The organism is Polyangium sorediatum, from assembly GCF_029946465.1.
Lineage (GTDB): Bacteria > Myxococcota_A > Polyangia > Polyangiales > Polyangiaceae > Polyangium > Polyangium fumosum.
The window spans coordinates 14,168-27,785 of the sequence record NZ_JARZHI010000007.1 but is presented as its reverse complement, the minus strand read 5'-3'; the positions used below and the strand labels follow the sequence as shown (position 1 = coordinate 27,785).

Genomic DNA, 13,618 nt, shown 5'->3' with positions numbered 1-13,618 from the left:
TTCTTCCTTCATGGCACATCCACACAGCAGCGGAATCCCGTGGTCGCGTTTGCTGTGCCGCGCGCCCCGCCCCCGGTCGTCGGGCAATCGAGATCCGTCGCGATGCTGGCGTATCCGCCGCCGCGCCGGCGACACGTGTCGTTTTCCCCCGCCGTCCCGTCGCACGCGTCCTCCCACTCCGAGAGGTTGCCGCTCATGTCGAAGAGGCCCGGCAAACCGCCCACGCAGCCGGCCAGGCTGGCGACCTTCACCGAAGCGCCGTTCATCTTGTCCTGGCCATTGCACGCGACCGCGTCATACGCGCCGCCGTACGGGTAGACGAGCGTGCCGGCGCCGCTACAAGCGTTGTGCCACTGGCTCGTCGCGGCATTGTTGATGTCGGCATACGGGACCGGCCCGCCGCCGATCTTCCCGCAAAGACGCTTTCCGTGCCATTTGCAGAAGGCGGCGGCGTCACACCAGTCGACGTGCGCGACGGGGTGATCGTCGTTGGGCGGTGTGATGGCAGGCACGAAGCTCATGTTGAAGGCGCATTCGGGGCCTTGGTCCGTGTCCATCCCGGCGGCCGAAGGCATCCAGGCCGCATATTGGCTGTTCGTGACCTCGGTGCTGTCGATGCAATACTTCCCCGACGCGGACGCCACGGGCACCATCGTCGGCGTGTTCGGCACCTCGGGGCACACGATCTCGCCGCCCGCGCCGCCGCCCCCACCCGCGCTCCCACTCCCGCTCGCGCCCGCACCCCCGCTCCCGTCGCCCCCCTCGCCGCCCGCGCCTCCGGTCGTGGTGAGGTTCGGCGCACACGCCATGGCAAGGGCGCAAAGGCCGGCCCCGAGCGTCCCCACGCCCCACGCCCTCGCTGCTTCGAAAAAACGTCCGCCGGACCTCACGACGCGGCCGAGGGTAGCGCAGAACGAAGCCCGATCCCACCCGACCTTGTCGCAGCGCGCGTCGCGCTCAGAGCGGCTCGAACCGGATGCGGCAGCTCATCGCGCCCCGGATCGTGAGCGAGGTATTCCACGTCGGCTCCTGGGTCACGTGGATCGCCCCCACGCGAGGCACGATCTCCTCGAGCGCGATCCGTGCTTCGGCGCGCGCGAGGGCGGCGCCGAGGCAGAAATGGATGCCGTGCCCGAACGCCACGTTCGGCCGCCGCTCCCGGTCGATGTCGAATCGTTCGGCATCCTCGAATCGGGTCTCGTCACGGTTCGCCGAGTCGACCAGGGCGCATACCACAGCACCCGCGGGCAATCGCACGCCCCCGACCTCGGTGTCTTCCATCGCCAGGCGTAGCGCCGCGTGCACGGACGGCTCCAAGCGGAGCGTCTCCTCCACGAAGGGGACGATCGCCGTGGGGTCGCGGCGCAGGCGGGCGAGCAGATCGGGGTGCGCGGCGAGGAGCCGCAGCGAATTCGTGAGCAGGTGCGTCGTCGTCTCGAAGCCGGCGACGAGCAGGAGAAACATGAAGCTCACGAGCTCCGCGTCGTCGAGGCGGCGCCCGTCCACCTGGGCGTCGAGCAGATCACTCGCGAGGTCGTCGCGTCGCGCGTGCTTGCGATCCTCGAAGACCCCCTCGACGTAGCGCGTGAGGTCCGCGATGGACGCGATGATGCGCGGGCGCGCCGCCTCGGGGGTCATGGGGTTGACGGCCACGATGTCCTCGGACCAGGTGCGGAACTCGTCGACGAGCGTGTCGTCCATGCCGAGCAGGTTGGCGATGACCTTCGCGGGCAGGGTCGTGGCGAGCTCGTCGCAGATGTCGACCTCGAGACCGTTTGCAGCGCGCTCGGCGAACGCGGCGGCGGCTGCGCGGGCGAGGGGCTCGACACGAGGAAGGACACGCGCGGAGAACGCGTGGCTGACGACCGAGCGGATGGCCGTGTGCTGCGGCGGGTCGAGCATGACCAGCGAGTCGCTGAGCGGGTTGTGCCCGATCCAGGGCTGCGCGGTCGCCGCGCGGGAGCCCTGCGACGAGAAGACGGCAAGGTTCTTCAGGACAGACACGACGTCGTCGTAGCGGGTCACGACTCACATGCCGCCCGGATCGACGACCGAGACCGGGGCCGCGCGACGCAGCTCGGCGTAGTACGGGTAGGGGTTCTTGCGGACGAGCGGATCGAGAAGATTCAAGCGTGCCATCGGCGACCTCCTGCCTGTGATGCGCCCCCCTCGGAGGACCGAGTTGTCGCAATCGAGGGGTTGGTATACGCCAGGGCGCCGCGGCAGACGTGCCGCTCCACACGCTTGCAAGCCCTGGCCCTCGGCGGTATCTCCCTCCGCCGGAGACGTCTCTCCGACGCTCGAACTCCGCGTCATGGCCTTCGTTCGGTCCTCGGTCCTCTCCCTTTCGCTCCTCGCCGCCCTCTCGTCGGGCTGCAAGAAGCGCTTCGACGTGGGGGACAACGTCCTCGTCGAGTGGGAGAAGAACGTCTACCCGGCGGTCATCCTCGAGACCCAGGGGCCGACGAAGTTCAAGGTCCACTACCAGGGCTACGATCCGATCTGGGACGAGGTCGTGCCGCGCGACCGCGTGAAGGGTTTCATCGAGGGGACGGTCGTTCACCCCGAGCCGCCGCAGAAGGTGCGCGCGAAGGCGCTCGCGGCCGCGCAGACGAACATCTACAAGATCGGCGATCGGGTGCGCGTCGAGTGGCACAGCACCATGTACCCCGCTGTGATCGTGGGCATCGTGGGGCAGGAGCGGTACCGCATCCACTTCGAGGGATACGGCGACGAGTGGGACGACACCGTGGGCCTCGCCCGCATCCAGCCGCGCTGACGCGCGCGTCGGTCCGTATGCCCCTCGCCCTCGAAAGGCCGGCGCCGAGCGCGGGGCCGTCCTTGCCGCAGCTCGATGCCCTGCGCGGCGTGGCGATCCTCGCGGTCTTCGTCCAGCACCTCGGCGATCGATTCCTCCCGCTCGTGCGCGCGTCGGTCGAGGCGCGCGCGCCGGCGCCGCTCGTGCCGTGGATCCTGACGGTGCTCCATCACGCGTGGTGGGGCGTCGATCTCTTCTTCGTGCTCTCGGGCTTCTCGCTCGGGCTCTCGTGGATCCGTTCGGGCGGACAAACCCCGCGCGACTTCTTGCTCCGGCGCGCCGCGCGCATCCTGCCCGCCTACTGGGTCGCGCTCGTCGTGACGATCGCCTTTCACCGCGGCGTCCTCGACGCGCCCTCGTTCGCCGCGTCGCTCGCTGCGCATCTGTTGGTGCTCCAAGGATACGTCTCGCCGGGCGGGATCGTGATCATCGGGGCGACGTGGTCGCTCACCACGGAGGCCTGCTTCTACCTGGTCTTTCCGTGGCTCGCGCCCCTCGTCTGCAAGGAGGGCCGGCGGGCGATCTGGATCGGCGCAGGGCTCGTGATCGGGAGCTGGCTCGTGCGCATGTTGCTTCACGCGATCGTGCTCGAACCGGGGATCCACACGGGCCTGCTCGAAGCGACGCAGCGGCGGTGGATCCCGAGCCGGCTCGATCAGTTCGTGCTCGGCGCGCTCGCGGCGCGGGCGTATGTCGCGCACGCACGAAGCGAGCGCGCGGCCGCAATCGCGCCCTACGCGCTCGCGGCGTGCGTGCCTGCGCTCGTGATCGCGTTTCGGCTGGAGGGGCTGCATTACCTCGAGCCCGGCGGCGGCGCGCCGTATGCGCTGCTCTCGCTGGTCACGGCGGCGCTTGTCCTCTCGGCCGTCCTCTGTCGCGGCCGCGCGCTCGGGATCGTGGCGCCGCGCCCGCTCGCCTTCGTCGGAATCGTGAGTTACGGCGTGTTTCTCTATCACCAGCTCGCGCTCGGGCTCGCGGACCTCGAACCCGCGTCCCCGCCAACCTGGAAGAACCTCACGCGGACCGCGTCGTTCGCGCTGGTCGCCTCGCTCGTCGTGGGCTACGTCTCCTGGGTGCTCGTCGAGCGCCCTGCGATGCGGTGGGCGAGCCAGAAAAGAAGGGAATCGCGTCCTTCACCGGCGTGACGAGACGGTGTCAGCCGGCACGCCAGTCCACTTTCCCCTGGCGTGACCGCCGGCTAACGATTATAGCGCGCCGCGTTTTTTGCCGAGAGCCGCCCTCCCCCAGGGGGCAGCAGGAGTCCTCTTCGTGATCAGCGATCTGTCCAGGCTCAGGAACATAGGAATCAGCGCCCACATCGATTCGGGGAAGACCACGCTGACCGAGCGCATCCTCTTCTACACGAAGAGGATCCACGCCATTCACGACGTGAAGGGCAAGGACGGCGTCGGCGCGAAGATGGACTCGATGGATCTCGAGCGCGAGCGCGGGATCACCATCCAGTCTGCAGCGACGTTCTGCACCTGGGGCAACACCCAGATCAACATCATCGACACGCCCGGCCACGTCGACTTCACGATCGAGGTCGAGCGCAGCTTGCGCGTGCTCGACGGCGCGATCCTCGTGCTCTGCTCGGTCGCGGGCGTGCAGTCGCAGTCGCTCACGGTCGATCGCCAGATGCGCCGCTACGGCGTTCCGCGCATCGCGTTCGTCAACAAGTGTGACCGCGCCGGCGCGAACCCGCTCCGCGCGCGCGACCAGCTCCGCGAGAAGCTCAACCTGAACCCGGTGCTCTTGCAGCTCCCGCTCGGCCTCGAGGATAAATTCGAGGGCGTCGTCGACCTGATCAAGATGAAGGCGTTCCGGTTCGAGGGCGCGAACGGCGAGAAGATCCTCGAGGCCGAGGTGCCGGCCGAGATGAAGGCCGAGGCGCAGAAGTGCCGCGAGGAGATGCTCGACGCGCTGAGCATGTTCTCGGACGAGCTCACCGAGGCGATGCTCGAGGAGAAGGTCACCGAGGACCTCATCAACAAGGCGATCCGCTCGGCCACGATCAACCTCCAGATCGTGCCCGTGATGATGGGCTCGGCCTACAAGAACAAGGCCGTGCAGCTCCTGCTCAACGCCGTGACGACGTTCCTGCCCTGCCCGACGGACGTGACGAACCACGCCGTCGACCTGGAGAAGGACGAGGCGAAGATCGCGCTCGAGAGCGATTCGGACAAACCGCTCGTCATGCTCGCGTTCAAGCTCGAGGACGGCCGCTTCGGCCAGCTCTCGTACCTGCGCGTCTACCAGGGCACGATCTCGAAGGGCAAGGAGATCACGAACACCCGCACGGGCAAGCGCCACAAGGTTGGCCGCCTCGTTCGCATGCACTCCGACGAGATGGAGGACATCGACAGCGCGGGCGCCGGCGACATCGTCGCGATGTTCGGCGTCGACTGCAACTCGGGTGACACGTTCACCGATGGCACGCTCAGCGTGGCCATGACGAGCATGCACGTGCCCGAGCCGGTCATCTCATTGACCGTGACGCCGAAGGACAACAAGGCGCAGGTCAACATGTCGAAGGCGCTGAAGCGCTTCACGAAGGAGGACCCGACCTTCCGCGTGGGCAGCGATCCCGAGACGAACGAGACGATCGTCCAGGGCATGGGCGAGCTTCACCTCGACGTGTACATCGAGCGCATGAAGCGCGAGTACGGGGCCGAGGTCGTGACGAGCCCGCCGCGCGTCGCGTACCGCGAGACGATCACGCGCCGCGTGGAGTTCAACTACACGCACAAGAAGCAGACCGGCGGCTCGGGCCAGTACGGCAAGGTCGCGGGCTTCATGGAGCCCTTCGAGGAAGGGTTCGAGTTCGTCGACGACATCACGGGCGGCTCCATCCCGAAGGAGTTCATCTCTTCGTGCGACAAGGGCTTCCGCTCGATGCTCGCGAAGGGCCTCGTCATCCACGCTCCCGTCACGGGCGTCCGTGTCACGATCAACGACGGCGCCGCGCACGCAGTCGACTCATCGGACATCGCGTTCCAGGAGGCCTCGCGTGGCGCATGGCGTGAGGCTTATCCCAAGGCGGGTCCGCAGATCCTCGAGCCGCTCATGAAGGTCGCGGCCGAGAGCCCGGCGGAGTTCCAGGGCGGCGTGGTCGGCATCCTGATGCAGCGCCGCGGCATCATCATCGGCACGACGGAGTCCGAAGGGTTCTGCCGCGTCGAGGCAGAGGTCCCCCTCGCCGAGATGTTCGGGTTCTCGACCGTTCTTCGCTCCGCGACGCAGGGCAAAGCTGAGTTTACCATGGAGTTCTCCCGGTACGCCCCGGTCCCCGGAGCGATCTCCGAGGAGCTCATCAAGAAGCACAAAGAAGAGCTGGCGAAGAAGGGGAAGTGAGGGCACCGATGTACCGCAAAGAGGTCAACGAGCGGAGCCCCATGCGGGTCTTCGAGAAGTCGATGCGCGGCGGCCTGGGCCGCGGCAACGTGGGCGTCGTGCTGTCGCGCGCGGGCGTCGGCAAGACGGCGCTCCTCGTGCAGATCGCGCTGGACGATCTGCTGCGTGATCGGCGCGTGCTGCACATCTCGACGGAGCACGCCGTCGATCACGTGCGCGCTTACTACGACGAGCTCTTCCACGACATCGCGACGTACACGAAGCTCGCCGAGCCCGAGTCCGTGCGCCTCGACCTGGAGCGTCACCGGCTGATCTTCTCGCTCCTCGGTCACGGGAACACGACCGAGGGCGCGTCGTCGTCGATGAAGAAGCTCGTCGAGACCGTGACGTTTGCCCGCGAGATCGCGCACTTCTCACCGGACGTGATCATCATCGACGGCTTCGACTGCGCGCACGCGACCGAGGCCATGATCGACACGCTGCTCACGCTCGCGCGGGATCACTCGGCCGAGCTCTGGCTCTCGACGACGACGAAGGCCGGCGAGGCGAAGCCGGGCTCGGCGCCCGCGCCGGTCGATAAGTTCTTCGACAAGTTCGGCGTCGTGGTCTTCCTCGACCCCGAGAAGGACGTCGTGCGCCTGCGCCTGCTCAAGGATCACGACAGCAAGGAGATCGCTGATCTCTCGCTCCGCCTCGAGCCGCACACGATGCGGATCATCGACGCGGACATCCCGCCGGCCTCCGAGCGCCCGCGCGACGCCAAGCGCTACCGCCTGTACTCGGGCGGCGCGAAGGGCGCGGAGGCGGCGTTCGGCGCGTGTGCGGAGCGCTGGGGCCTCACGGAGACGAACTTCAGCTTCGAGGGCCACACGCTGCGCGAGCGTACGCGCGGCGTGCAGGTGCTGAGCGAGGCGGACCTGCGCCGCGGCGACTTCAGCCTGGTCTACGTGTCGAAGCGCCTCGGCCGCGTGCTCAGCGAGATCCCGCTGGTGCGCAACGTGCTGCAGACGATCTGGTACCAGATCAACGCGGCGCGCGAGGTCTTCGTCGTCGGCCAGATCCAGGACGACGGCACGGTCCGCGGCGGCACGGGCTGGGGCGCGGAGCTCGCGCGGCTCTGGAAGAAGCCGCTCTACGTCTTCGACCAGCAGAAGCGGACCTGGTTCCGCTGGAGCGGGACGGCGTGGGAGATGGCGACCCTGCCGATGATCAAGAGCGAGGCCTTCGCCGGCATCGGCACGCAGAACCTGACCGAGGACGGAAAGCAGGCGATCGAGGAGCTCTTCCAGCGGTCGTTCGGCGATCCTTCCTGAGCGAAGGCTCTCCGTAAGCGAACCCCCAGCATGCTTCGGCCTGCTGGGGGTTTTCTTTTTCGGGGCCCGCTCGTGATACAAGGGCTGCCGTGTCGTCGTCGGAAGACCATTCGACCTCCCATATCGTCCAGTCGCTGCTCACCAACCTCGCCATCGCGGCGGGCAAGGGGGTGGTCGCGTTCCTGACGGGCTCGGGCGCGCTGCTCGCCGAGACGCTGCACTCGGCGGCGGATTGCGGCAACCAGCTCCTGCTCCTGCTCGGCGTGAACCGGGCGCGGAAGAAGCCGGACGCGTCGCACCCGCTCGGCTACGGGCGCTCGCTCTACTTCTGGTCGTTCCTGGTCGCGCTGCTGCTCTTCTCGGGTGGCGGCGTCTTCTCGATCTACGAGGGGATCCACAAGCTCGGCCACCCCGAGCCCGTGGAGAAGGTGCACCTCGGCCTCGGGATCCTCGGGTTTTCCCTGCTGCTCGAGGGCAACGCGACGATCTCGAACATCCGCGAGATGAACAAGCGCCGCGGGCAGAAGCCGTTCTTCCAGTACCTCAAGGACACGAAGGACTCGGACCTCGTCGTCGTCTTCGGCGAGAACGCGGCGGCCTCGCTCGGCCTCGTCCTCGCGTCGATGGCGCTCGCGGCGGCGTACGTGACCGGGGATCCGAAGTGGGACGCGATCGGCAGCGTCGCGATCGGGGTCGTGCTCGTGGCCGTGGCGGTCTTCCTCGCGGTGGAGATCATGTCGCTCCTGATCGGCGAGTCGGCCGATCCGGAGGTCGAGGTGGCCGTGCGCCAGGCGGTCGCGGCGCACCCGAAGATCGATCGGGTGCTGCACGTGATCACGATGCAGCAAGGCCCGGGCGAGGTGCTCGTGGCCGTGAAGGTGAGCTTTTACGAGGGCGTGACCACGAACGAGGTCTGCACGGCGATCAATGAGTTCGAGGCGTCGTTGCGCCACCGGAGGTCCGACGTGCGCTGGTGCTTCGTCGAGCCGGACATCCCGCGCACCGCCCAGGTCGCCTGAGCGGCGCTTCGAATCAGGCGTACTTTTCGATGACCTTCGAGAGGCGCGGGATGGCCTCCTCGACGTGCTTCTTGGCCGTGCCGCGCAGCGATTCGTAGGTCGAACGGACGAGCGCGTTTTTCGCGTTTTTCGATTTCGCGTCGGTCACGGAGAGCAGGGCGTCCGCGACACGCCCGCGGTTGTCCTGGAAGAATTTGACGGGATTGCCGGCGGAGACGCCCTCGGCCCAGAGCGGGTCCACCTTCGTGGCCATCTCGGGCAGGAGCGACTCGAGGACGTGCGGAATGAAGCCGGGCTTGATGCCCTTGATCGCCTTGTAACCCGCCTTGAGCGGCAGCGCGGCGAGCCCCTTCGACGCGACCTCTTCGTCGATCAACGTGGCGCAGTCGGAGATGATCCGGCCCTTCTTGTCCTTGTCCGCGAGCGCATCGGAAAGTCCCATTCTTTTTCCTCCAAGCGCGGCCTTCCTAGCACACGAGCCGCGCCACGCGCGAGTTTCACGCCCCCGCTCGAAGCGCCACGTCCGCCCCGAGCGAGCCGCTTTTCGACGCAACCCGCGCCCCCCGAGCCGCGTCGAATGGACATGCACGCTCGCTTTGACTTGGTAGTATGAGGCACTAGCTGAGCATACTGCTTGGATTCGGGGGGATCCAATGAGCTCGATTTGCGGCGTCTGTGGAGGGACCCGAGTGCGCGAACGCCCGGGGACGGAGGCGACGATCTGTCCTCGGTGCGTATCGGAGGTCTTTGCTTCACGTTTCCGGGGACAATCGAACCTCGCGGACGAAGATCCGACGTGCCGATGGGCGCCCGGGAGCGGGCGCGAGGGGCCGCGTAGCAAGGAGGATCGGCTGGAGGAGCTGCACGAGCTCGCGGATCGTTCGCGTGCGTCGATGCTGCCGCCTCCGTCCGGCATGGGCCTCGGGGAGGTGTCGATGAGCGTCCGCGCGGCGATCCGCGGCGTCGACCTCTTCCCGGCGTCCGCAGCGGCGGCGACGCTGGCGCACGCCGCGAGCGACGCCACGCGCGAGCGTGAGCCGACCTCGTCGCGGCCGCGGCCGATTACGTTCGACCGCGTGCTCTTGGCCGTGGCCGTCGGAGGATCGCTGGTGATGGGCTACAAGGTCGGCTCGGAGCGGGCGGCGCGGGCCGGACGTTCGTCGCTGGCGGCGCCGGAGCTCGCGGGCAGGGTCATGCCGGGCGCGACGGAGCGGGCCCACCGCATCGCCACGAGCTTCCGGCTGGAGACGGCGCCGCCGCGCGTCGAGGAGCCGGTGAAGGCGCTCCCCGAGGCAAAGCCTGCCCTTGCGGCGATGCCCGCGCCGAGCTGGCAAAGCCACGTGCCAAGGGCGAACCGGAATGCGGTGCCCGTCGCGAAGGCGCCCGCGCCTGCGCCCACGGCGGAGCCGGTGGAGGCCGAAGAGGAGCCGGAGCCGACACCTTCGGTGCCCCCGCCGACGATGTCGCTCGTGGAGGCCATGGCGGCGGCCGTCAAAGCGAAGCCTTGAATTTCGCGCGCCCTTTTTGTGACGCGGCCGCGAGCGAAAAGGGCGCGAGCAGCATCTCTTGATACGTACTTAGAGCTGACGTCTTACCTTCGAGAGAAACAACATGCGCTTTCTTTCGCCTCGCATTCGCCGCCGTCCGTCCATTGCGCGTCACGATCGGAGGCCCATTCCCGTCGATCCCTGGTCTTTCACGACGAACGAATACATGGAGAGCGTGACCCTCGTCGAATTCGTCCTGGCCGAGTTCGAGGACGAGGAAGAGCGCCGCGGCGCTGATTCCGCCGCGGGCGTGGGCGCGATGGGGGCGCGTGTGGCCCGGGCGCGGCGAATCGGGCGGCCGCGCGCCGGGCTTCGGCGGCGCGCCGCGGGATGACGATTCCATGGAGAACGAGAGAGAGCCGCTCGGGGCGCGTGAAACGGGCCCCGGCGGCCTCGACCTCGATCACGAGATCCTCGATCTCCACCGGTGCTCCCGTCGCGATTCGTGGCGCTTCGCGCCCATGAGCCGAGGGCCCGAGGGCAGCGCCCGGGCCACGGATCGGCTCCTCGATACGTTGTTCGAGACGCTCGTGTAGCGAGCGCTCGCTCAATACTTCGACCAGGGCGTCGGCATGAAGAGCAGGACGAAGACGACGAGCGAGAGGACCGCGATGCCGCGGCGCACGGGCGAGAGTTCGCCCGGCTCGGTCGGCGGATGATCCTTGCCGCCGAGGCGGCCGAGCAGGTGGACCAGGACGAACCACACGAGCCACGAGATCGAATTGCCGACGGCGTCGCCGACGCCCTCGCCGGCCCGGAGCGCCGGGGGCAGGAAGCGGGCGAGGTTCAAGAGGAACATGCCGAGCATCGTCACGTGGACGATCCGGGCATATCGATTCTGCTTCTCGCCGAAGAGGGCATACGCGATGTGCCCGCCGTCGAGCTGGCCGACGGGGACGAGGTTCAGCATCGTGACGAAGAGCCCGACCCAGCCCGCGAACGCGGGGCCATTGAGGAAGACGTCGTGCCCCGCGGGGATCGTGCCGATGGCGAGGCGCTTCAGGGCGAAATAGAGCAGGCATTGCCCTTCCTGGATGCCCTCCTCGGGGATGGGCAGGACGGGCGAGGTGCGCAGGCCGTAGAGGATCACCGGAATGGCGACGAGGAGGCCGGCGAGCGGGCCGGCCGCGCCGATGTCGAGCAAGGCATTGCGGCTCTTGATGCGGCCGCTCATGCCGATGACCGCGCCCATGGTGCCGAACGGGCTCAGGAGGGGCAGGGGAATGAAAAAAGGGAGCGAGGCCGGGACCTTGTGGAGGCGCGCCGCGAAGTAATGGCCGAGCTCGTGCGTCAGCAAGATGGCCATGAGCGGAACGGTATATGTCCACGCGCGGAGAACGCCGCGGAGCTGCTCGGCGAACGGCGCGCCTTCGGGGACGAGGCCGTTCGAGAGGGCAAAGGTGACGAGCGTCGAGGCGATGGTGAGGACGAGGAGGAGCAGGTTTTTCTGCCACCGGAGCGGGCCCGCGGCGGGCGCGGCGGCGTCGGCATGGGGATCGGGCAGAGGCGCCTCGGCGGCCTGCACGTCGGCCGCGGGGGAATCGTCGGTCGTCTCGGCTTGGTCCCTTTCCATCGGGCCTAGCGTGGCCGGTGGGCGGCCTTCGCTCAAGCCGGATCGCGCGGCATCGGCAGGCCCGCGACGTCGAGCGCCGCGCGAAAGTCCTCGGGCGTGTTGAGGTTTCGCAAGGCGAGGATCTCGTCGCCGGACAGGGAAACGAAAGGCGCCTCGCGGAGCTGATCTTCAGGGACGACGAGGGTGCGGACGCGCTCGAACAGGAAAAACGGGCGGAGGCGGTCCTCGGCGAGGAGGGCGTCGATCTCGGACACGACCGAGACGCTGTACACCGCCGCGAGCGGGTGGTCATGCCCGCCGGCGCGGGGGACGACGACGTCGCGCGTGGAGCCGCGGAGATCCGAGAGAAAACGCACGAGCGCAGGATCCACGAAAGGCGCGTCGGTGGCGGAGACGAACGCAGCTTCGGCCTTGCCGGCGAGCGCCGCGAGGCCCACCGCGATGCCCTGGAGAGGCCCGCGGCCTTCGACGGGGTCGTCGGCGATGGTGACGTCGGCCGGCAGAGGCGGGAGCACTTGCCCGGGGGCGCGGACGACGACGAGGGGCGCGGCGACCGTGGCGAGGCGACGCACGACGCGCTGGAGGAGGACCTCGTCGCCGAAGGGGAGCCAGGCCTTGGGGCGGCCCATGCGGCTGCTGCGGCCGCCCGCGAGGACGACGGCGCCGAGGCCGGGGACGAGGTCCCGGTCCACGACGTTGAGGAGCTGCGCTTGCTTCACGACGCTTCCCCGAGATCAATCATAGAGGAGAACCTCGACCTCCTCGCCCTCTCCATGGCCCTCGCTGCCGGCGGGGACGAGCACGACGCCGTCCGCGCGGGTCGTGGAGGAGAGGATCGACGCGCCGCTCGTCATGATCGGCGTGACCCGCGCGCCGTCGTACTTCACGCGGACGTAGTCCACGCGGCCGAGCTCGGAGACGATCTTCGCGTCGAGCCGGCCCTTTCCGCGCGGATGGGGCCACGCGCGCGGGAGGCCGCCGAGCGCGCGGATCGTTGGACCTGCAAAAAACTCGTACGCGCACAAGCAAGAGACCGGGTTGCCCGGCAGGAGGAAGACGGGGCGCGGGCGGCCGTCTCCGGGGACGAAGCCGAAGCCGGCCGGGCTCGACGGGCGCATCGCCACGCCGTGCACCGTGACCTCGCCGATCTCCGCGAGCGCGAGCGGCGCGTGATCCTCGGGGCCCACGGACGAGCCGCCCGAGACGAGCACGACGTCCTCGTCGCCGCCGCCGATCGCCTCGCGCACGAGCTCGTACCGATCGGCCGCGCGCACGGTGGGCGAGAGCGCGCCGCCGTCCCGCGCGACGAGCGCCGCGAGCACCACGCTGTTCGAGTCCACGATGCACGAGCCTTCGGGCATGCTGCCCGGCGCGAGCAGCTCGTCCCCCGTGATCACGACCCGCACGCGGGGCCTGCGCACGACGGACACGAGGCCCGCGCCGACGCTCGCCAAGAGCCCCACGTCCTGCGGTCGGAGCTTGCGGCCTCGCCTCGCCACGAGCGTCCCGGCGGGCACGTCCTCGCCGATCGCGCTGACATGTTTCCCCGGCGAGACCGGCTCCGCGACGGAGACGATCGTTTGATCGCCGCGCGTGATCTCCTCGGCGCGCTCGGCCATGAGCACCGCGTCCGCGCCCTCGGGCACCGGCGCGCCCGTCGTGATGCGCACGGCCTCGCCGCGCCGCAGCACGCCCGCGAACGGCCTGCCCGGCCTCGCCTCGCCGATCAGCACGAGCGCGACAGGCGCGTGCGTGCTCGCCCCGAACGTCGACTCTCCGACGACGGCCCATCCATCCATCGCGGCGCGTCGGAAGTGCGGAACGCTCGCGGCGGCGGCCACGTCTTCGGCGAGCACACGCCCGCTCGCCTGCGTGACGGGCACGCGCTCGGCTTCGAGCTCGACCGTGCGCGACACGAGCGTGGCCAGCGCCTCATCGACGCTCGCGCGATTCCGGAAGCCCCGCATGCGCACGTCTCGCACGCCCACGTGCGC

General features: G+C 68.9%; 14 protein-coding genes. 8 read left to right on the top strand and 6 right to left on the bottom strand.

The annotated features are described in order from the left end of the window. Window positions 1-8: 8 nt before the first annotated feature. Window positions 9-845: a formylglycine-generating enzyme family protein gene (locus QHF89_RS10885; protein WP_136967014.1), complete on the bottom strand. Its 837-nt coding sequence runs from the start codon at window positions 843-845 to the stop codon at window positions 9-11. A gap of 112 nt (window positions 846-957) precedes the next feature. Beyond that, window positions 958-2,025 (bottom strand): cytochrome P450, encoded by a 1,068-nt coding sequence (locus QHF89_RS10880; RefSeq protein ID WP_136967015.1) that lies wholly within the window; start codon window positions 2,023-2,025, stop codon window positions 958-960. Between the two features lie 289 nt (window positions 2,026-2,314). Here QHF89_RS10880 and QHF89_RS10875 point away from each other — a divergent pair, with 289 nt between their 5' ends. The 5 genes from QHF89_RS10875 to QHF89_RS10855 all read left to right on the top strand — a co-directional run bounded on the left by QHF89_RS10875 (window position 2,315) and on the right by QHF89_RS10855 (window position 8,504). Continuing rightward, window positions 2,315-2,779, top strand: coding sequence for a Tudor-knot domain-containing protein (locus QHF89_RS10875; protein WP_136967016.1), 465 nt, complete (start codon window positions 2,315-2,317; stop codon window positions 2,777-2,779). 17 nt (window positions 2,780-2,796) lie between these two features. Continuing rightward, entirely contained in the window at window positions 2,797-3,963 is a 1,167-nt protein-coding gene (locus tag QHF89_RS10870) for an acyltransferase family protein (protein WP_136967017.1), read from the top strand. A 124-nt stretch (window positions 3,964-4,087) separates the two neighbouring features. Continuing rightward, on the top strand, window positions 4,088-6,172 hold the full coding sequence (fusA, locus tag QHF89_RS10865) for an elongation factor G (protein WP_136967018.1): 2,085 nt from the start codon (window positions 4,088-4,090) through the stop codon (window positions 6,170-6,172). 8 nt (window positions 6,173-6,180) lie between these two features. Continuing rightward, the gene (locus tag QHF89_RS10860) at window positions 6,181-7,485 is read left to right on the top strand and encodes a hypothetical protein (protein ID WP_136967019.1); all 1,305 of its coding nucleotides are present in this window, start codon (window positions 6,181-6,183) and stop codon (window positions 7,483-7,485) included. Window positions 7,486-7,574: 89 nt separating this feature from the next. Then, the gene (locus QHF89_RS10855) at window positions 7,575-8,504 is read left to right on the top strand and encodes a cation diffusion facilitator family transporter (protein WP_136967020.1); all 930 of its coding nucleotides are present in this window, start codon (window positions 7,575-7,577) and stop codon (window positions 8,502-8,504) included. A gap of 13 nt (window positions 8,505-8,517) precedes the next feature. On the opposite strand, the gene QHF89_RS10850 is transcribed toward QHF89_RS10855, so the two are convergent. Then, window positions 8,518-8,946, bottom strand: a complete 429-nt coding sequence (locus QHF89_RS10850; protein ID WP_136928997.1) for a DUF6918 family protein — start codon at window positions 8,944-8,946, stop codon at window positions 8,518-8,520. A 247-nt stretch (window positions 8,947-9,193) separates the two neighbouring features. On the opposite strand from QHF89_RS10850, the gene QHF89_RS10845 reads away from it, so the two are divergent. The 3 genes from QHF89_RS10845 (at window position 9,194) to QHF89_RS10835 (ending at window position 10,587) form a co-directional block, all read left to right on the top strand. After that, a complete protein-coding gene (locus QHF89_RS10845) occupies window positions 9,194-10,012 on the top strand; it encodes a hypothetical protein (protein ID WP_136967021.1) in 819 nt (272 codons plus the stop codon). Window positions 10,013-10,115: 103 nt separating this feature from the next. Continuing rightward, window positions 10,116-10,385 (top strand): hypothetical protein, encoded by a 270-nt coding sequence (locus tag QHF89_RS10840; protein WP_136967022.1) that lies wholly within the window; start codon window positions 10,116-10,118, stop codon window positions 10,383-10,385. A 7-nt stretch (window positions 10,386-10,392) separates the two neighbouring features. Next, window positions 10,393-10,587 carry a hypothetical protein gene (locus tag QHF89_RS10835; RefSeq protein WP_136967023.1) on the top strand — a complete coding sequence of 65 codons (195 nt, stop codon included), beginning with the start codon at window positions 10,393-10,395 and terminating at the stop codon, window positions 10,585-10,587. A gap of 11 nt (window positions 10,588-10,598) precedes the next feature. Here QHF89_RS10835 and QHF89_RS10830 read toward each other — a convergent pair whose 3' ends face one another. The 3 genes from QHF89_RS10830 to QHF89_RS10820 are packed head-to-tail and all read right to left on the bottom strand — an operon-like array spanning window position 10,599 to window position 13,612. Further along, on the bottom strand, window positions 10,599-11,624 hold the full coding sequence (locus tag QHF89_RS10830) for a site-2 protease family protein (protein WP_136967024.1): 1,026 nt from the start codon (window positions 11,622-11,624) through the stop codon (window positions 10,599-10,601). 32 nt (window positions 11,625-11,656) lie between these two features. After that, on the bottom strand, window positions 11,657-12,343 hold the full coding sequence (mobA, locus tag QHF89_RS10825) for a molybdenum cofactor guanylyltransferase (RefSeq protein WP_284720351.1): 687 nt from the start codon (window positions 12,341-12,343) through the stop codon (window positions 11,657-11,659). Window positions 12,344-12,358: 15 nt separating this feature from the next. After that, a complete protein-coding gene (locus QHF89_RS10820) occupies window positions 12,359-13,612 on the bottom strand; it encodes a molybdopterin molybdotransferase MoeA (protein ID WP_284720350.1) in 1,254 nt (417 codons plus the stop codon). Window positions 13,613-13,618: the final 6 nt, after the last annotated feature.